18 protein-coding genes are annotated in these 20,281 nt (G+C 41.0%); 10 read left to right on the forward strand and 8 right to left on the reverse strand.

Annotated features, from left to right (window positions below):
• Nucleotides 1–265 precede the first annotated feature (265 nt).
• Together I2I13_RS06685 and I2I13_RS06690 are read right to left on the reverse strand one after the other, a co-directional pair.
• Nucleotides 266–1,318, reverse strand: a complete 1,053-nt coding sequence (locus tag I2I13_RS06685) for a winged helix DNA-binding domain-containing protein (RefSeq protein ID WP_195649150.1) — start codon at nt 1,316–1,318, stop codon at nt 266–268.
• The gene (locus tag I2I13_RS06690) at nt 1,315–1,863 is read right to left on the reverse strand and encodes a WG repeat-containing protein (protein WP_148365233.1); all 549 of its coding nucleotides are present in this window, start codon (nt 1,861–1,863) and stop codon (nt 1,315–1,317) included. Before I2I13_RS06690 ends, I2I13_RS06685 begins: the two co-directional genes overlap by 4 nt.
• Before the next feature lie 186 nt (nt 1,864–2,049).
• On the opposite strand from I2I13_RS06690, the gene I2I13_RS06695 reads away from it, so the two are divergent.
• The 6 genes from I2I13_RS06695 to I2I13_RS06720 all read left to right on the forward strand — a co-directional run bounded on the left by I2I13_RS06695 (nt 2,050) and on the right by I2I13_RS06720 (nt 11,634).
• Nucleotides 2,050–3,279, forward strand: a complete 1,230-nt coding sequence (locus tag I2I13_RS06695) for a 3-phosphoshikimate 1-carboxyvinyltransferase (RefSeq protein WP_195649190.1) — start codon at nt 2,050–2,052, stop codon at nt 3,277–3,279.
• A gap of 12 nt (nt 3,280–3,291) precedes the next feature.
• Nucleotides 3,292–3,861 (forward strand): Crp/Fnr family transcriptional regulator, encoded by a 570-nt coding sequence (locus I2I13_RS06700; RefSeq protein ID WP_122136413.1) that lies wholly within the window; start codon nt 3,292–3,294, stop codon nt 3,859–3,861.
• A gap of 74 nt (nt 3,862–3,935) precedes the next feature.
• Nucleotides 3,936–4,652, forward strand: coding sequence for an SDR family NAD(P)-dependent oxidoreductase (locus I2I13_RS06705; protein ID WP_195649151.1), 717 nt, complete (start codon nt 3,936–3,938; stop codon nt 4,650–4,652).
• A 631-nt stretch (nt 4,653–5,283) separates the two neighbouring features.
• Entirely contained in the window at nt 5,284–8,514 is a 3,231-nt protein-coding gene (locus I2I13_RS06710; protein ID WP_195649191.1) for a TonB-dependent receptor, read from the forward strand.
• A 13-nt stretch (nt 8,515–8,527) separates the two neighbouring features.
• Nucleotides 8,528–10,540, forward strand: a complete 2,013-nt coding sequence (locus I2I13_RS06715; RefSeq protein WP_195649152.1) for a RagB/SusD family nutrient uptake outer membrane protein — start codon at nt 8,528–8,530, stop codon at nt 10,538–10,540.
• A gap of 344 nt (nt 10,541–10,884) precedes the next feature.
• Nucleotides 10,885–11,634: a GNAT family N-acetyltransferase gene (locus tag I2I13_RS06720; RefSeq protein WP_195649153.1), complete on the forward strand. Its 750-nt coding sequence runs from the start codon at nt 10,885–10,887 to the stop codon at nt 11,632–11,634.
• A 59-nt stretch (nt 11,635–11,693) separates the two neighbouring features.
• On the opposite strand, the gene I2I13_RS06725 is transcribed toward I2I13_RS06720, so the two are convergent.
• Entirely contained in the window at nt 11,694–12,692 is a 999-nt protein-coding gene (locus I2I13_RS06725; RefSeq protein WP_195649154.1) for a M28 family metallopeptidase, read from the reverse strand.
• Between the two features lie 49 nt (nt 12,693–12,741).
• Nucleotides 12,742–13,839: a leucine-rich repeat domain-containing protein gene (locus tag I2I13_RS06730; RefSeq protein WP_195649155.1), complete on the reverse strand. Its 1,098-nt coding sequence runs from the start codon at nt 13,837–13,839 to the stop codon at nt 12,742–12,744.
• Between the two features lie 118 nt (nt 13,840–13,957).
• On the opposite strand from I2I13_RS06730, the gene I2I13_RS06735 reads away from it, so the two are divergent.
• From I2I13_RS06735 to I2I13_RS06750, 4 genes are all read left to right on the forward strand, one after another.
• A complete protein-coding gene (locus tag I2I13_RS06735) occupies nt 13,958–14,383 on the forward strand; it encodes a phospholipase (RefSeq protein ID WP_148365240.1) in 426 nt (141 codons plus the stop codon).
• A 102-nt stretch (nt 14,384–14,485) separates the two neighbouring features.
• Nucleotides 14,486–15,298 carry a metal ABC transporter permease gene (locus I2I13_RS06740; RefSeq protein WP_007757858.1) on the forward strand — a complete coding sequence of 271 codons (813 nt, stop codon included), beginning with the start codon at nt 14,486–14,488 and terminating at the stop codon, nt 15,296–15,298.
• 12 nt (nt 15,299–15,310) lie between these two features.
• Entirely contained in the window at nt 15,311–15,724 is a 414-nt protein-coding gene (gene tsaE, locus I2I13_RS06745) for a tRNA (adenosine(37)-N6)-threonylcarbamoyltransferase complex ATPase subunit type 1 TsaE (protein ID WP_195649156.1), read from the forward strand.
• A complete protein-coding gene (locus I2I13_RS06750) occupies nt 15,721–15,948 on the forward strand; it encodes an immunity 17 family protein (RefSeq protein ID WP_117934321.1) in 228 nt (75 codons plus the stop codon). The genes tsaE and I2I13_RS06750 overlap by 4 nt, the downstream gene beginning before the upstream one ends.
• A gap of 54 nt (nt 15,949–16,002) precedes the next feature.
• On the opposite strand, the gene I2I13_RS06755 is transcribed toward I2I13_RS06750, so the two are convergent.
• From I2I13_RS06755 to I2I13_RS06770, 4 genes are all read right to left on the reverse strand, one after another.
• Complete coding sequence (locus I2I13_RS06755; RefSeq protein WP_195649157.1) at nt 16,003–17,313, reverse strand: DUF58 domain-containing protein; 1,311 nt, start codon at nt 17,311–17,313, stop codon at nt 16,003–16,005.
• 82 nt (nt 17,314–17,395) lie between these two features.
• Entirely contained in the window at nt 17,396–18,370 is a 975-nt protein-coding gene (locus tag I2I13_RS06760; protein ID WP_148365243.1) for a MoxR family ATPase, read from the reverse strand.
• Nucleotides 18,371–18,381: 11 nt separating this feature from the next.
• On the reverse strand, nt 18,382–19,653 hold the full coding sequence (locus tag I2I13_RS06765; RefSeq protein ID WP_148365244.1) for a DUF4350 domain-containing protein: 1,272 nt from the start codon (nt 19,651–19,653) through the stop codon (nt 18,382–18,384).
• Nucleotides 19,650–20,267, reverse strand: coding sequence for a DUF4129 domain-containing protein (locus I2I13_RS06770; protein WP_148365245.1), 618 nt, complete (start codon nt 20,265–20,267; stop codon nt 19,650–19,652). The genes I2I13_RS06765 and I2I13_RS06770 overlap by 4 nt, the downstream gene beginning before the upstream one ends.
• Between the last annotated feature and the right edge of the window lie 14 nt (nt 20,268–20,281).

The raw sequence follows: 20,281 nt of genomic DNA on the forward strand, positions 1-20,281 counted from the left end.
GTACTTCACATATACAGGTTGTTTTACCTGACTAAAGCATAGCTTTAGGGAATGAAAAGCATAGCTTTAACCAGTCTAAAGCTATGCTTTTGAGAGTTAATAAGAGGTATATCCGTTCTTTCTACAGATATAGCATTTTATCTATCTCCTTCACCTTTCTTCTGAACACCTGATAAATAGGGCATTCACGGGTGAAGGGGATTAAAAACAAATACTATAATTAATAGAGGTGAATTGCAGAAAGATAGAATATACGTTTTTCATATTATTTCCAAAATCGTATATACCTGTCCTTTTCACGGTTCAAAGCAACTTCATCGACACAATCATCCAGCCGGAACCATGAATGTTCTATGAACGAGCCTCCTTTTTTAACAGACTTATCCCAGTTTCCTATCACCTGCCCCTCATGAAGAACAATCGGATAAAACAGACCATTATTCGTAAATGCTTTTGCATAATGCTCTTTAGGCAAAACGTCTGTCCGGTCTTTATACCCAAGCAAATATTCATCATAAGAAGGAAGAAGATGTAAACTTCCGGAGACTTTTCCACGAGTCCGGCAATCTTCATGAATATACCATGTCTGTCCATTCCATTCTTCCGTAGTCAATTCTGAATCAATCAGATAGACAGCTTGTCGTGCTTCGGTAACAGGCAGTCCCGACCACCAGACAAAATCTTGCAAAACGGCGGGAGCATGACTCCGAAAATAGTTTCTGGCCAAACGAGCTAAAGATTCATCTTTTGTCAATTCGGGCATTGGCGGGACACGTTCTTCCAAAAGCGCATACGTGCATTTACTTCCTTTATCTTCTCCACTACAGACAATACCTACCTGTTCCGCTCGTGTCATAAAACGAGTCATATGATGATTATCCGCCACAATTCCCGAACGGCTAAAATGTTCAGCAATTTCCTGCCTTGTCAGACTCTTTTTTCCACTAAGAATCTTTTCCAGTAACCGATAACTTCTCGCATAAAGTTCTTCTGAAATATCCAGATCATGTCCTTTCGCATAAGATTCATTGGCAGCTATCACACGCTCGGCAGAAAGTTTCAACATCCATCGGATATCCTCTGCCGCTACCAGATGCCATGTCGGACGCATAACATGAGTCCGCAAAATCTCACCCTCGCGTAGCGCTTTCTCCACAGTCTGAATCGTTGCCGACTTCAAACGCATTCCTACTGCCCACTTTACCATGGAATAATTCTGCGCCTGTATGGCTCCCATCCAGGACACAAGTTCCTTCGGTTGAGAGAAAAGAGGACTTAACAACTGTTGGTTTAATAAACGTATATTCGATATTTTCATTTCAATTTATTACCTTTTTTATCAATATAAAACCAATGATTGCTTTGCCACATCCAATGCTCCCCATACTTATCCAGTGTCTTTCTTTCCCCGGTATAAGTCGCTTTGGCCTTCCCGTCTTTGAAAGGAAGAGCGAAAGCAAACTGCGGTTGGATGACGACATTCCCCAATGTATCGGCAAACCCCATCAGCATTTCATCGTTTATGATACGAAAAAGCCCTTCCTCTACATAGTCCGGCCCATTATCAAAGCTAAAGGTATAAAAAAGTTTTTCTCCTTTATTGTTGATCGTTGTCCATCCGGGGGTATGAGGTTCCACTACAAAACCGATATGCCGTATGGTATCACTCCCTCCATAATGATATTTACCAAAAGGAATCACCGTATCACCTCGTTCATTCAAATAACAGACAGAAGAGCCTAATTCCGGAAATTCTGTTGACGTATAAGCGATAAGGATTGCATGATCCGACTGTTTCTGACCGTCCAAACATCCAGTCGTAAAAATACAAAACAATAAGGCATACAAGGATTTTATTTTCATGAGCTTATTATTAGTATACTGCAAATATAAAATTTCTTTCCAAACAAACCATTGTTAATAATAAAAAGAATAAGCCGGAAGAGATAGATACTACCTCAACTCCCTTACCAAGAGCCAAAACCAGTTGGAAGTCTCCGAATAAATCTCTACTTTTGTACTTCATAACAAAGAATATATTTAAATATGATGCTCTATAAACTCATCCCTCCCTCAACGGTAACAGCAGCTATCCAGTTGCCGGCTTCTAAAAGTATCAGTAATCGTGCATTAATCATCAATGCATTGGGTAAAGGAACGTATGCTCCTGAAAACCTGTCTGATTGTGACGATACACAGGTGATGATAAAGGCTCTCACCGAAGGGAAAGAGATGATTGATATCATGGCTGCGGGCACTGCTATGCGTTTTCTTACCGCCTATTTAAGTGTGACTCCGGGAGAACGGACCATCACAGGAACAGCACGTATGCAGCAACGTCCGATACAGATATTAGTCAATGCTCTTCGGGAGTTAGGAGCTGAAATAGAGTATACCCACAATGAAGGGTATCCTCCTCTATGTATCAAAGGGGCAGAGCTGAAAGGAAACGAAATAACACTGAAAGGAAATGTCAGTTCCCAATATATATCTGCTTTGCTGATGATAGGTCCGGTACTCAAAGACGGTTTGACGTTACATTTGAGCGGGGAGATTATTTCCCGTCCATATATTAATCTTACATTGCAACTGATGCAGGACTTTGGAGCCAAAGCCGCATGGACTTCTCCAAACTGTATTTCCGTTGCTCCACAACTCTATCAGAGCATTCCTTTCAAAGTGGAAAGTGACTGGAGCGCGGCTTCCTATTGGTATCAGATTGCTGCCTTGTCTCCCAAAGCAGAAATAGAGCTGTTAGGATTGTTCCGTAACAGCTATCAGGGTGATAGTCGGGGAGCAGAAGTTTTCTCACGCTTAGGCATAACTACCGAATTTACATCGCAGGGTGTGAAACTGAAAAAAACAGGTAAAGCGCCGGAAAGGCTGGAAGAGGATTTTGTCGATATTCCGGACTTGGCACAGACGTTTGTCGTTACTTGTGCCTTGCTGAATATTCCTTTCCGTTTCACAGGATTACAAAGTCTGAAAATAAAAGAGACTGATCGTATTGCCGCATTGCGCACAGAGCTTAAAAAGCTAGGATATGTTATTGAGGAAGAAAATGACAGCATATTAATGTGGAATGGCGAACGATGTGAACCGGAGGAAATTCCGGTGATTGACACCTACGAAGATCATCGGATGGCTATGGCATTTGCTCCGGCAGTTATCTGTCGTCCTAATTTGCTTATTGCTGATCCGCAGGTCGTTACCAAATCATATCCCGGATATTGGGAGGATTTGAAGCAGGCCGGATTTCAGGTGATAAACGAAGGATAATCTTCGGACACTGTGGAAGATTTCAATAAATATACTTCCCATATCAACTACTCCCCTATTGTAGATTTCGTATTGCAACAGGGAAAGCAAACCTATTATAAAAAAGGAGAATACTTTTCCCGTCAAGGAGAAGTATGTAAAACAATGGGATTCGTCAGTTCAGGTTCTTTCCGGTACTGTTGTACTAACAGTGCAGGCGAAAACAGCATCGTAGGATATACTTTCGATCACTCTTTTGTTGGCAACTATCCGGCTTTCCAGCTACAGGATAAATCCAATGTAGATATACAGGCTTTATGTGACTGCTCGGTATACGTAATCAATTACCAGCAAATGACGGAATTCTACGATACCAACGACGCTCACCAAAAGTTGGGACGCCGCATTGCAGAAACTTTGCTATGGGAGGTCTACGACCGGATGATATCAATGTACAGCTTGACGCCGGAGGAACGCTATCTCGAAATTATCAACCGTTGTCCCGACTTACTGAAACTGATTACTTTAAAAGAACTGGCTTCTTACCTTTTGATCCGTCCCGAAACATTAAGCCGCATCCGAAGAAAAGTCGTACAAAAGTAAATTCTTGATTTCAGTCAAGAGTTTATTTATTCCCTACCCCTACTTTTGCGGACAAATAAAGTATACGATATTTCATGAAAAAAATTATAATTATAGGTGCAACCTCCGGCATCGGCCGTGGATTGGCAGAAATTTATTCTCAAGAAGATTTCCTTATCGGCATTACCGGTCGTAGAGAAAATCTATTGAAAGAGGTATGCGCCCGTGACGAAGACAAACTATTCTATCAAGTGTGTGACATCACCGACACACAATCCACTATTTCATCCCTTGAGACACTCGTTCAAAAAATGGGTGGAATGGATATACTGATTATCTGTGCCGGTACCGGAGAACTAAACCCTAAACTATCCTACCAACTGGAAGAGCCCACTTTACTAACCAACGTGATAGGATTCACCAACATTGTAGACTGGGGATTCCGATATTTCGAACGGCAAAAAAGCGGGCATCTGGTTACTATCTCCTCCGTTGGAGGTACTCGGGGCAGTGGTATTGCCCCTGCCTACAATGCATCGAAAGCCTATCAAATCAATTATATGGAAGGGCTACGGCAGAAAGCGACCAAATCTCACCATCCTATTTATACGACCGATATTCGTCCCGGATTTGTAGACACTGCCATGGCAAAAGGAGAAGGATTGTTCTGGGTTACTCCTGTTGACAAGGCTGTGAGACAAATAAAAAAGGCTATTTCTAAAAAGAAAAAAGTAGCTTTCATCTCTAAAAGATGGAAATATGTGACTATTCTATTTCGTCTTTTGCCATCTGCTATTTATTGCCGGATGTAATGATAGATACTCCACAGCCAACACATATTTGTCTAAGTAAATCTTTTAAAAAGATACCTCCCCCAAGTGTTTAATACATATATTGGTATCTACCAAATTCTGGTTATGTATGTAAGACTGTACAGGAGTCATATTAATAATAGTAGCTAACTCACAAATAAACAGCTCTCTTACAATTAGAGGACACTTTTAAGATTCAGTAATCAATGATGAAAAAATAAGTTCTTTCAGAACTAGGATGGTTTATAAAATTAGAATTAACAGCACAAATATATAATATATTTTAATTTATATCGTTCTTTTTCGAAAATAATATCAAATTCTCGTGCATTTTCTCTTTGCAATCACACGATAAGTTGCATTTCACCTTAATATTTAGGTGAAATGATTTGTTTATTTTCACCATTCTCATTATTTCATCTAACACAAACAGGTACGAAATAGAAATAGAACAGGTAGAAAACAAGTAGAAAAGATTGATTAACAGAAAGCTCCTTTTTTGAATTTAAGGCTTTGAATCCAACGTTTTATGCACGTAATAAGTTCTGAAAGAACTTATTAAAAAGTAATTCTGGATTCTAGGAGAAACTTTAAATTCAATGCTATGTTTAAACAATTAAAGTCAGTCAGTATGTTGTTGTTTCTACTGATAATGTCAGTAGAAACTGCTTATCCGGAGACTGTTAGCACCTTAAAAGTTTCCGTTGTACAACAGAGTAGTATTTGTAAAGGTGTAGTAAAAGATGCAGCAGGTGAAACCATCATCGGTGCATCCGTTGTAGTTAAAGGTACGACAAACGGCACAATCACCGGAATTAACGGCGATTTCTCTTTAAGTGATGTAAAAACCGGAGACATTATTGTAGTCTCTTTTGTTGGTTATCAGACTCAAGAAATTAAATTTGCAGGACAATCATTGAATGTCATCCTTAAAGACAATACACAAACGTTGGACGAAGTAGTTGTAGTTGCTTTCGGTACACAAAAGAAAGTGAATGTGACAGGAGCTGTATCTACCGTAGGAGCAAAAGAAATTTCGGCACGTCCCGTCAACTCTACCATAGAAGCTTTGCAAGGTATGGTTCCGGGTATGAATATCTCTACCGGCGATGGTGGTGGTTCTCTAGGTTCTGATAAAAAATTCAATATTCGTGGTGTCGGAACAATTGGCGCTGGCTCAAAAGTAGAGCCATTGGTACTCATTGACGGTATGGAGGGAGATATGAACGCTATCAATCCACAAGATATTGAGAATATTTCCGTACTAAAAGATGCAGCTGCTTCCTCCATTTATGGTTCTCGTGCACCAGGTGGAGTAATCCTAATTACGACCAAGAAAGGTAAATCGGGAAAAACAGTGGTTAACTATAATAACAACTTCCGTTTTGTATCACCCTTGAATATGCCGGAAATGGCAGATTCATACAATTTTGCTTTGGCAATTAATGATCAGTTAACCAATGGAGGACAAACTCCGATGTATAGCGCCGTCAAACTTCAACAAATTCAGGATTTCCAGGCAGGAAAAGGTACACAGTATATGTGGCCGACTGATGCAGGAAGATGGAACTCATTCGACGACCCGCAACGTAAGGATGTAATGCCGGCCGGCAACACAGACTGGCTAAAAACGTTATTCGGCAACAGTTTCACTCACGAACATTCATTGAGCGTAAACGGCGGTACAGATAAAATACAATATTATCTTTCAGCCAATTATCTCGATCAGGGTGGTCTGTTGAAGTTTGGTAATGACAACAAACAACGGTATGCTTTTACAGCAAAAATCAATGCCAACCTGACCAAGTGGTTAAAGATTAGTTACAGTATGCGCTTTAACCGTACGGATTATGAATCTCCTTCATTTGCCGGAGGTGACATCAAGAGTAATGTATTCTATTTCGATGTATGCCGTTACTGGCCTGTCATTCCGGTAGTAGATCCAAACGGATTCTATACTGTTGAATCCAAGATTTACCAATTAACAGAAGGAGGTCGATATAAATCACAAAACGACGTGACAGCGCATCAACTTGCTTTAATCATGGAACCCGTCAAAGACTGGAAAATCAACATCGAATTGAACTACCGTTCCAATTATAATTTCAACCATACCGATTATCAAACCGTTTATGGTTATGATGTAAGTAAAAATCCCTACATCATTGCTAATCAAACTTCCAGTGTAACAGAATATGCTTATAAGAGTAATTTCTTTAATCCGAATATCTTTACCGAATACAGCAAATCATTAGAAAGCGGACACAACTTTAAAGTGATGCTGGGTTTTCAGAGCGAATTATTCAAACAACGTGACATTACCGCCTCCCAGGACGGCATCATGTCGGAAGTGGCTACCTTGAACACCACACAAACAAATGCACTAAACAGAGGAGGGTATGCCGAATGGGCAACAGCCGGTTTCTTCGGACGTGTAAATTACGACTATAAAGGACGTTATCTGGCAGAAATTAATATGCGGTACGACGGCACCTCACGTTTCCTCCGAGACAACCGCTGGAATTTGTTCCCATCATTCTCCTTAGGGTGGAACATTGCCCGTGAAGCATTCTTTGAAGATCTGACCGATTTAATCAGCACATTCAAGATTCGTGGTTCATGGGGTGAACTAGGCAACCAAAATACAGATAATTGGTATCCATTCTATCGAACAATCGATATTAACAAAGACCAATGGGGTAATTATGCATTAGGCAGTTGGCTGGTAAATGGCACAAAACCGAATATATCCAAAGAATCCGCTCTGGTATCTTCTTTGCTAACGTGGGAAAAGACACAAACATTAGATTTAGGTTTAGACTTATCTATGCTCAACAATCGTTTGAATGTAACATTCGACTACTTCCAACGTAAATCCAAGAACATGGTAGGTCCCGCCCCTGAACTACCCAACCTCTTAGGTATTGCAGTTCCAAAAGTAAACAACCTCGATATGACTTCTAAAGGTTGGGAAATACAAGTGAACTGGCGCGACCAGATACGTGACTTTAAGTATGGAGTTACCTTATCTTTGTCAGACAATCAAGTCGTTATTGATAAATATCCCAACCCGTCAAACACAATTTTAGATAAAGACAATAATAATACGTATTATGCAGGCGCTCATGTAGGTGATATATGGGGATTCCAAACTATCGGCATCGCAAAGACCGATCAAGAGATGAAAGATCATTTAGCCAGTATGCCCAATGGTGCACAAGATGTACTCGGTTCCGGATGGGGAGCAGGTGACATCATGTATGCAGATTTGAATGGTGATGGTCAGATCAGCAGAGGCAACAAAACGCTGACCGATCATGGTGATTTGAAGAAAATAGGCAACAGCACACCGCGTTATAACTTTGGTTTGAATCTGGATGCCGCCTGGAAAGGGGTCGACCTAAAATTATTCTTCCAGGGAACGATGAAACGCGATTATATGCCGGGAAGTGGTTCAACAATGTTTTGGGGAGCAGTAGGTTACTGGCAGACTAACTTCTTCAAACCTCATTTGGACTATTTCCGTGGAGAAGATACAACCAATCCGCTAGGAGCTAATTTGGGCGGATATTATCCGCGTCCTCTTGAAAATGACAGAAACCGTAATCCACAGACCCGATATTTGCAAAATGCGGCTTACTGCCGTTTGAAAAATGTTACCATAGGTTATACATTACCGAAATCATTGACAGAAAAATTCTGCGTAAACAATCTGCGTTTCTTTGTTTCAGCAGAGAATCTATTTACTATCACCAGTCTGGCCGATACGTTTGACCCCGAAACTGTCGGCATCGGTAACTGGGACGGATGTACCTATCCACTATCCAAGACTATATCATTCGGTTTAAGTGCAACATTTTAAAAGATAAACGATTATGAAAAAACATATCAAACTTTTGACAATAGGGACATTGCTATTAACCGGACTGACCGGTTGTAATGATTTTCTCGACAGGGAACCACTGGATAAAGTAATTCCCGAAAAATATTTTGCATCTGAGAGTGATCTGGCTGCATACACTATCAATGCTTACCCATTTGAAACAGTGACTGATGCGTATGGCATTAATTTCTTCGGCAAAGATAATGATACCGATAATCAAGCCAGTGATGGCTCACCAGCATTCTGGATACCCGGCCAAAAGAAAGTACCGTCAGGCGAAGGCGAATGGGACTGGAGCAAAATACGAGCTTGCAATTATTTCTTTGACAACACTTTGCCAAAATTCGAAGCAGGTATCATTACCGGCAATCAAGATAACGTGAAACATTACATCGGAGAAATGTATGTGATTCGGGCATATAATTATTATAAATTACTAGTTTCTTTGGGAGATTTACCTATCATCACTACTGCTTTGCCCGACATAGAAGAAACTTTGGTGGAATCCAGCAAGCGCCAACCACGTAATAAGGTGGCACGCTTCATTCTGGACGATTTGCAAAAAGCAACAGAATTATTGCTTGACAAAGGTCCCGGTGGAAAGAATCGCATCAGCAAAAACGTAGCCCACTTGCTACGTGCACGCGTTGCCCTCTTCGAAGCAACTTGGGAAAAGTATCACAAAGGAACCGCTTTTGTACCCGGTGGAAAAGGATGGCCGGGTAATCCCGCAGATATAAGCGGTTTTAATATTGATACAGAAGTAGCTTATTTTCTTGATGAAGCAATGAAATCATCAAAAGTAGTAGGCGACTATATCGTCGGAAAACTGGCAGATAATACCGATACCCCCGAAGGTATGAATACCAGTCTGGTTTCCATCAATCCTTATTACACCATGTTCTGCGATGAAAACATGGAAGGATATGATGAAATATTAATGTGGAAACAATTCAAGGAAGGATTAGTAACCAGTAATTTGCAAATGGAGCTGGAGCGCAATGGCGGTGGTTCCGGATGGACTCGTGGCATGATCAATTCTTTCCTGATGCGCAATGGTCTTCCTATCTATGCAGCTGGTTCCGGCTATGATTCCGAGTGGGAAAAAGAAGGAGTAAACTCTACTTTGCAGAATCGCGATTCCCGCATTGTTATCTTTACCAAAAAGCCGGGCGATGCCAACACCGAAAACGAAGGTGACGTGAATTATTACGGAAATGACGGAGCTCCCAGCTATTGCTCAATCCGCTTCATTTATGGTGATAAAGGAAGTTTGGCAACAACTGGATTTATCATCAAAAAAGGCAAGCACTATTCAAGCCACATGGCAAATGATCACAATGCAGGAACATCAGGTGGGATCGTTTTCCGTGCAGCAGAAGCGATGCTAATTTATATGGAAGCCTCATACGAGAAAAATGGTAGAATTGACGGAACAGCCGATGGATATTGGAAAGCTTTACGCCGACGCGCCAAAGTGGACGAAGACTATAATAAAACAATCGCTGCAACACAAATGAGTGAAGAGGCTAAAGGCGATTTCGGTGCTTATTCTCATGGACAATTAATAGATGCAACATTATATAATATCCGCCGTGAACGCCGCAACGAACTTTGTGCAGAAGCTTTGCGTTGGGAAGATTTGAAACGTTGGCGTGCATGCGACCAGTTGGTGTCCAAACCTTACCGTATAGAAGGTATGCTATACTGGGGAAGCAAATATGAAACACAACTGGCAGATTTATGCAAAGTAGACCCGGCAGAAGGTAATATGTCCTCGCCAGATTTAAGCAAATATATTCTTCCTTACGAAAAAATCACGAAGAATAATCTGATTGCCGGGCAGAATGGTTTCCTCTTCACACCGGCTCATTATCTGGATCCGATAGGTATGGCTGTATTTCGTCAGACAGCCTCGGATAAGAACGACTTTACAAGTTCAGTCGTTTATCAGAATCCGGGCTGGAAAATTGAAGGCGATACCGGCGCACAGCCTGTAGAATAATAAAAAGATAAAAGAACAAGCTCATTGAATTTACAAATATATCGACCTTACTATTATATACCTGTTATCTTTTTATTTTTTCAGCTTCATTGTCTCACTTTAGATTAGGTAGAACTGCGGTCAATCGAATCCTAAGTAAGGCAATGAAGTTTTACATTAGGATGGCTCCCTGCCCCTTCACCGGATATACGAAATCATCCTTTGTGATTTCTAGGCTCTTCCAACAGAGATAATCCGCATAAATTCACTACATTTGTACTTAATTGTTTGTCAACCGTGCCAATTGAATATTACAATTACCACACTAGCCGATTGATAATATCTAACTTGAAACGAAGGTGCATATGAATACTGATTTCGTAAACTTAACAGCAGAAAATCTTTCCAATGAGCATTTATGCTGCATTATCCGTAGTAAAAAATCTCATCCGGGCATTGAAGCAAAACGGCAATGGCTTTCCGACCGACTGAAGGAAGGTCATGTTTTTAGAAAGTTAAATGCAAAAGCTACGGTCTTTATTGAATATGCTCCTCTTGAAAAAGCCTGGGTTCCGATAATAGGAGGCAACTACTATTACCTCTATTGCTTATGGGTTTTAGGCAGTCCCAGAGGAAACGGATATGGAAGTTCGTTGATGGAGTACTGTATAGCTGATGCTAAAGAAAAAGGTAAATCCGGCATTTGTATGCTTGGAGCAAGAAAACAGAAGAATTGGCTTTCAGACCAATCATTTGCAAAGAAGTTCGGCTTTGAGGTGGTTGACACTACCGATAATGGATATGAATTGCTTGCCCTTTCTTTTGATGGGACAACCCCGAAATTCACTCCAAATGCTAAAAGGCTAAAAATAGAAAGCGAAGAACTGACTGTTTATTATGATATGCAATGCCCTTATATCTATCAATACATTGAGATGATTAAACAGTATTGCGAAACAAATAATGTTCCTGTTTCTTTCATTCAAGTGGACACATTAGAAAAAGCAAAGCAATTGCCTTGTGTTTTCAACAACTTCGCCCTGTTTTATAAAGGAGTTTTTGAAACTGTGAATCTGCCAAATATCGACTACTTGAAAAGAATACTCAAAAAATAAGAAGTACAATCCTGACACATTTTCCCGTTCATTATCAGGATTGTATTTTATCTGTTTCCTTAAAATGACTTCTCATTCGCCATCTTCCACATATTGAGAAAAGATGCTTTGGTAATTTCCACTATTTTATCCCAATTCAATCGATCTGCATGATCGGAAGGCTGGTGATAGTCAGGATGCCCGTCGGTATGATACCAGATGATCGGAATATTGACTTTGGCAAACGAACCGTTATCACTTCCTCCTATCGGATGATCCCAGGCGCGATAATCCGGTTCCAACTGTAAGCCGTGTTTTTTGATATCCTCTTTCAGCCAATCACCAAAAGCCGGATGAGCAGCTGTATAGAAATAGACAACATGTTTAGGCTGTTGAGGTTTGTTATTACGTCCAATCATGTCAAAGTTCAGATACCCTTTTATTTGAGACAAGAAAGGACAAGTTTGTACAAAATATTTAGAGCCTAGCAATCCTTTTTCTTCTCCATCCCAAAAGGCAAAGATTACATTCCTTTCGGGTTGCTGTCCACTGGCAAGAAAGGCTCTCGCTATCTGCAACACTGCCGATACACCGGAAGCATTATCATCAGCACCATTGTATATTTGATCGCCGTCGAGTGCAGGATCGATGCCTAAATGATCGAAATGAGCCCCTACAATCACATATTCTTTCGTGTTTTTACCAGGAATCATTCCCAATACATTCCTCATAGAGAGCTTCTGATGGACTTCCTGTTTCAGTTTAGCTATGGAATCAGGATGTACTTCCAGGCGCCCTTTTTTCTGGCGTTCTTTGCGATAAGCATCAAAAGGCTGGAAATAACTGTCAGTCAAAGGTGGGATTCCCATCCATTGCAATAAAGAGGCAATATACTCCGAAGTCACACGTGAACCGTGAAAACCCGCCTCACGACCTTGCAACTCATCGCCTGCCAAAAAGTTGATAGTAGCCTCGGCGGAGGAACGATTGATCGTATTTAACCCTCTCTCAATAGAAGATTGGGCAAAAGTAATGTTTCCAACAAACAGGAATGCTAATAGTAAATAATTTCTCTTCATTATACTTCAAATATCTTAAGTCGTTTTTCATTTATTGATAAGGTAAGTTTCAATTCACCCGCCAATGTTTATTCTGTAATATAGTCTCATCACAATCTGCCGCTCCCGGATTATTCTTGTACATAATCACACATTTATCATAATAAGCGGGATACCCTGTAACATCCGGCAAAGTATTAAAGATATTATTAAGTTGATCTTTATCCAATTTGTTATATCGGCAATCAAGTTTTCTCAAATTATTATTCATTGGGATAGACAAACTCTTTAATTGATTATTATAACAATCCAAATACCACAGTTTTTTATTACCAGATGTATCAAGGTCTGTCAATTTGTTAGAGCTACAATATAATTCAGTCAATGACATTAACTTGTTCAAAAAGTCCAGTTTCTGAAATACACATCCTTCAATATGCAATACACTAATCATATTATCATCATCTATTTCCAAAGCCGACAACTGCGGTGTACCGGTTAACTCTACCGTATGTAATGCTGGTAACTTTTTCAATGAAAGTGAAGTTATTCCATTATCTATACAATACAACGAGGTCAAAAATTCACAATGCCCCAATTTTATGGAAGTCAATTTCGGATTAGTGTATACCTGTACCGTTTTCAGATTCAGACACTCATCAAAATGTAATTCTTCCAAACCCTCCCAATTTCCAATATTCATATATTCCAAATTAGGGCAGGAAGTATTCAAATCTAAGAAACTGCTTTCTTTTATACTATTTAATTCAATCCTCTTCATCCTGGGAAAATCCCCCAAATGCATATTACTTACCGGCATCAACACACCACTAACACTGAAAGCTGTCAATTCCTCTGCCCAAACCCTTACCGTGAAACTCCTTGAAGGCTTATATCTGTATTGAATCGAAGCATTATCGGGATGTTCGATTTTTTGTAATCGTCCATCACCCCATTCGATAGCAATTCGTCCACCACCTGCATTCATTTCTATCACCTTCCATTCACCGCTAGCATCTACCGTGAATTGAATAGTATTTGCATCTGTCAATTCAGGAATCTCGAAGTCGTCCCCAAACACACTTTTGTCTTCACTGGAACAGGAAGAGAATCCTAATAACAAGCATACTCCTATCAAGCTAAATAACAGTTTCTTTTGTTTCATCATGTATGAACTTTAGGTTAGTAAGATACAAAAGTAAGAAAAGAAATAGATAGCCTAACATGATAGAATGCAAATTTATAAGTAACTTTGCACAAATTTGATTTGTAACTGTTATATTGTCATGTGGATACTTATTATAAGTCTGGTACTGCTGGGTGTTATCGCGCTGATAGCCGGAATCATCCGCAACAAAAGACTACAAAAGAAAATAGAGAAAGGCGAACTGGACCGTATGCCGGAAGTGAAGGAAGTAGATGTGGAATGCTGCGGCCAACATGAAGTATGCGAACGGGATAGTTTGTTGGCTGCTGTCAGTAAAAAGATAGAATATTACGATGATGAAGAGCTGGACCAGTTCATTGGCAGACCTGGAAATGCATATACGGAAGAAGAGACAGATATGTTTCGGGATGTACTGTATACAACATTGGATGTAGAAGTGGCCGGATGGGTGCGTAGTCTTCAACTCCGTGGCATCGAACTGCCGGATGATCTCAAAGACGAGGTCTTTCTAATTATCGGAGAAAGAAGAAACGGAGAAAGTTGAGAGGTAATAGGCAATAGGTGATAAATGATAGGTGAGAGATGATGGCCTGTTGTTATCATCTAATCACGGTCTTTAATTTTTAATCTTTAATTTTTAATTTACTTGGATTTACTACAATATACATTCTTTCAACACGCCTTGTTGGGTAGTCTGCTGGCAAGCATTGCCTGTGGGATTATCGGTACCTACATCGTTACCCGCCGCCTGGTATTTATCAGTGGAGGAATCACTCATGCTTCTTTCGGAGGAATCGGGTTAGGATTGTTTGCCGGCATTTCCCCGATACTCTCGGCGGCTGTATTCTCGGTTTTATCAGCCTTCGGTGTGGAGTGGCTCAGCAGACGGAAAGATATGCGCGAGGACTCTGCCATTGCAGTATTCTGGACGTTGGGAATGGCACTCGGAATCATGTTCAGCTTTTTGTCACCCGGATTTGCACCAGACTTATCAGCTTATCTTTTCGGGAATATCCTGACCATCAATCAAATTGACTTATGGATGCTCGGCATATTGGCACTCATACTGACCGGATTCTTTTATCTGTTTATCCGTCCTATTGTATATATTGCCTTTGACCGTGAATTTGCACGTTCGCAGAAGATTCCGGTAGAGATATTCGAATACGTGTTGATGATGTTCATCGCATTGACTATTGTAGCCTGCCTGCGGATGGTAGGTATTGTGTTAGCCATATCTCTTCTCACCATTCCACAAATGACGGCCAACCTCTTCACTTATAGTTTCAAGAAAATCATCTGGTTGTCCATCGGTATCGGTTTCTTGGGATGCTTGGGCGGATTATTTATTTCTTATCATTGGAAAGTCCCCTCGGGAGCTTCCATCATATTCTTCTCTATCCTGATTTATGCTGTCTGCAAAATCGGAAAGAGTTGTTGCAGGAAAAAGTCATCATAATAGATATAGTATATGGAAATCAAAATTCAATCACTGGAAAGGATCCATGAAGCAGCCCGGGAATTCATCGCTGCTATGGGCGACAACACTGTATTTGCTTTATACGGAAAGATGGGTGCCGGTAAAACCACATTTGTGAAAGCACTCTGCGAAGAATTGGGTGTAGCCGATGTTATCAGTTCTCCGACTTTTGCTATTGTCAACGAATACCGTTCGGACGAAACCGGGGAGTTAATCTATCACTTCGATTTTTACCGCATCAAGAAACTAAGTGAAGTGTACGACATGGGATACGAAGATTATTTCTACAGTGGTGCTCTCTGCTTTATCGAATGGCCGGAACTGGTGGAGGAATTACTACCGGGTGACGCCGTAAAAGTAACAATTGAAGAATTGGAAGACGGAAGTAGAGTGATTAAACTATGACCGGGCAATATATCGTACAAGGAATCTTTGCGCTGGCAGGAACTGTCTCCCTGCTGGCGTCATTGCTTAACTGGGACTGGTTCTTCACAACACGTAATGCGCAAACCATTGTCAGAAACGTAGGACGCAACCGGGCACGACTCTTCTATGGGATATTAGGGATTATCATTATCGGCATGGCTATATTCTTTTTTGTGGAAACACGAAAAGCCATAGGATTATAAGTTCTATGGAATAATAAAGAAGAATAAAAAGTCTGACTATTATTGATATTCATATTACAATAGTTGCCGTGACTTCATCTCCAGATACTTATTAATCACATCAATTGAAAGGTTATCCGGTGTGGTTAATAAGGAATAGATTCCATGTTGTTTCAAAGTAGATACAATCAGCCGCTTTTCGTAAGCAAACTTTTCTGCGATCACGTGACGATAGTAACTTTCCGTATCTTTTGCGGGTTGAGCTATATATTCTTTCAGATCGACATCCTCGAAAAAGACTACAAGCAAGCGATGCTGGCGGTTTAATTGTTTCAAATAAGATAATTGACGGTTCATACCTCCTATACTCGAAAAGTTTGTGTATAGTACTAACAAGCTACGTTTGCTGACATGCTTGTTCAAATGGACACAAAGAGCCGAGAAATCCGTCTCTCCGAAAGTGGTCTGCTGACTATAAAGATTCTCTAGCAAGGTTTGCATATATCCCGGTTGCTTAGAAGCAGGAACAAAAGAATCGAAATGCTCATCAAAGGTCACTAAGCCGGCTTTATCTTCTTTCCGCATGGCAACATACGATAATACCAGCGAAGCATTAATCGCATAATCCAACAGAGTCATCCCTCGGAAAGCTTGCTGCATCACTCGACCTTTATCTATCACATTATAAATCTGTTGGGAACGTTCGTCCTGATATACATTCACCATAAGTTCATGTCGGCGGGCACTTGCTTTCCAATTAATCGTGCGGTAATCATCACCTTTTACATACTCTTTGATCTGCTCAAACTCCGTATGATGTCCTACCCGGCGAATACGCTTTATTCCCAATTCAGTCAGATTATCACTTATTGCCAACAATTCATATTGATGGAGCATCAGATAGGACGGGTACACTTTAATATCCAGAGGTTCCGCACAAGTATAACGTCGGGATATAAAGCCGATTTTTCCGGTCACAAAAACTCTGATATGACCGAAAGAGTAAACACCACGATGAGTAGGGCGAAGATGATAGGTAACTGTTTTTCCCTCGTTTGCTCCAAGCTTCACCTGAAAGTCAACATCACGTTTCTGAAAGATAAAAGGAATCTCATCTATGATCTCTAAAGATACAGGATGCGAATAACTACTTTCCACCCGAATACTCACTTCATTTTCGTCACCATTGGAGAAGCGGTCGGCACACTGACGGAAAGCGCGGATTCCACGAATGCGATAAAGAGAATATGCATCTGCCAGTACCACCAGAAGCAGGACAAAAAGAGTCCACTGCCCGATGACAAAGAACGGAGCAAAGACGTATCCGCTACCCAATAACAGGATAACTACGACAAGGGCAATATAGAAACGACGAGTTAAAAACAACTGATTAACAGATTAATTAGAAATTAAAGATTAAAGACTGTGGTTAGATTGTAGCAATAAACTATCAACTATCATTTATCAACTATTTCGGAACTTCCACTTTATCAATCAAACGTTGTGTCACTTTCACCGGAGAATAACCTTCCATTTCAGCTTCCGCAGTCAGGATCAGACGGTGCTGAAGTACATAGGGAGCTACAAACTTAATATCTTCCGGCGTCACAAAATCACGTCCCTGCAAAAGGGCATAAGCTTTCGACGATTGCAGCATGGCTACAGATGCACGTGGAGAGGCTCCCAAATATACGGCTTTACTGGTACGGGTCTGCTGCACAATCAATGCGATGTATTGAAGCAACGTTCGATCTACAAACACCTGATTCATGAAAGCACGGAGCGACAGCACTTCTTCTTTGGTAATGGCGGGAGTGATATCATCCAACTTCACCAATGCAGCATTAGTATGATGACGTTCCAGAATGTTCACTTCTTCCTCTAATGAGGGATAATCCATTGTTATCTTCATCAGGAAACGGTCGAGCTGTGCTTCGGGAAGTTTGTATGTTCCTTCCTGCTCTACCGGATTCTGGGTAGCCAGAATCGTATAAAGATCTCCCATCCGATGAGTAGTTCCGTCAATACTGATCTGACGTTCTTCCATTACCTCAAACAAGGCGGCCTGTGTCTTGGCAGGAGCACGGTTGATTTCATCCACCAATACAATATCTGCAAAAATCGGTCCCTGATGAAAATCAAAGCCATTGGTCTTCATATTAAACACAGTCGTACCTAACACATCACTCGGCATTAAGTCCGGAGTAAACTGGATACGACTGAAATCGGCATCAATCAGACGGGCAGTCAAACGAGCCAACAGTGTCTTAGCAACACCCGGAACACCTTCTATCAATACGTGTCCATTCGCCAGAATAGCCGTCAGTACCAAATCGACAGTCTGCTCCTGTCCTACTATGACGCAAGCAATCCGGTCTTTCAACTCTTGTATCTTCTCGGAAAAGAGAGTTAAATCTACTCGCTGTTCTGTATTCTCTTCCATAAATTTCTTCTTTAGATATGATTGATTATTTCATTCATTTTATCAATATACACTTTCATCTGATCCGCATCAATCGTACGTCCTCCGTAAATCACCGGACGTACTTCGCGGATCAGTTCCGCAATCTCTTGTATATCCATTCCTGTTTTCCGGGCAATTCTGTTGAAAGAGCGTTCATCATCTTCCACTTCTTCAATATCTACCTGAATCTCCCTCCGAAGTTCTTCGGCCAAATAGGAAAACTTCTTTCGGACCAGATCCGCATGATCTTTCTTTTGAAAGTAAAGTGTACCTATCAGTTCGGTAAATTCAAGAGATTTATTGGCCGGTTCCTGAATAACAGGGATAGCCCGTTGCCGTCTCTTCGCAGTAAATATCATGAAGAGTATGATGGTAATCATTGTCAGATATAACGCCCAACGAAGCGGCTGGTGTGCCAAAAGATAGCGGAAAGGCGATTGCTGCACCTGTGCCGTCTCCTTCATGTATCCCTCTGTACGAACTATGGGCAGTTTTCCCATCTGTGACAACAGACGGAAAATATAGGTTGCATTCTTGCCATCCAATATACCGTAATTGGTGAAAATCAACGGAGTGGAAACTAAAATGACCTCTCCTTTACCCCACTGACGGGACATCGCTACAGGCATATAAGTAACACTATCCGTGACCAGTGAGTCCGCCTCGGTTTCGTATTTAAATTCATTCGACTCAAGGACTTTTTGTGCCAGCACCCTTTCAGGAAGCGAATCTCCCCAAAAATAAGAAGAGCACAACTGGGGATAAAAATAAAAGGTCTGACGGGGATAAACCGCCGAATCTCCCACCCAGCACAGACTGTCTTTTAACAAGAATGAAGTTGCATATTTCTTCAAAGCCATCGGACTGAAATAAGAATAATAAGACCTGAAACTCAAAGTATCTTCCAGATATCTGCCAAACAAGGTACTCACCAGCATGATCTTATCTCCACGTTCCGCCATTTTCAACAGAGCGTTTACATCAACATCCGACAATCTCAAATTATCAGAGATTACCAATACCCCTCTGCGCTGCGTCGTATCTTCCTGCTCCAACTGATAGAGACTTTTTTTCGAAAAGGTGTAGCCCTGTGGCAAAGAAGAAGACAACAGACTATCGAATATCGCGCATCCGAAAGGTTGCTCATCATAATGTCCGAAAGTGGGCTTCCATACAAAGTTCTTCGGCAAATGATATTCTATTGCAAACATGATAAATAGAAAGGCGGCAATAAAGATAATGAACCAGCGGCTTCCTTTCATGAGACGCCTCCTTTCTTTATTTCTCCCTGTAGAGACTGCATGGTCAGGAAGAGTTCTTCCGTCGCCTCAAAGTTACCATAACGCACCCGCAAGAAATGATTGGTCAGTTGCCGGAATGCCGGCATCCGTACTTCATTAATATATTGGGTAGGTGTTTTATAAAGTTGCCAGTCAATACGTTCCGCATCACTAAGTTGTTTCAAAGTTTGCAAATAAAGCAAACGTACCGCTTCCCGGTAATCCTGACGGGAAAGTGCCTCTGCAATACCTCCCGGAAAATCCACACCGTAAATTGTATCCTCTTCAATCGTATAAGGCAATGCATTCTTACGAGAGACCATAAACAATTCGGGACGTTTCCGATAGAGAAACCAAACAATCAACAGCAAAATAAAAATCGCAATACATATCAGGATAAGCCCTGAATACTCTTCAGCAAAACGACTGCCAAATATTTTACGCATCAATTCCCCAAACTGCCTGCTGATCCACTCAAAGACATTCATCTCCGGAGTAATCAATTCACGGTTATAGTTGTATGCCGGATCAGACTGCCAAAGGGCAATCTGCACCGTATCACAGACTAATGTATCAGCCGGGGAAGTGAGATTCATTTAGTTGAGGTCTG

Origin of the sequence: Bacteroides sp. D55t1_190419_B8 (assembly GCF_015558905.1) — a bacterium.
Lineage (GTDB): Bacteria > Bacteroidota > Bacteroidia > Bacteroidales > Bacteroidaceae > Bacteroides > Bacteroides vicugnae.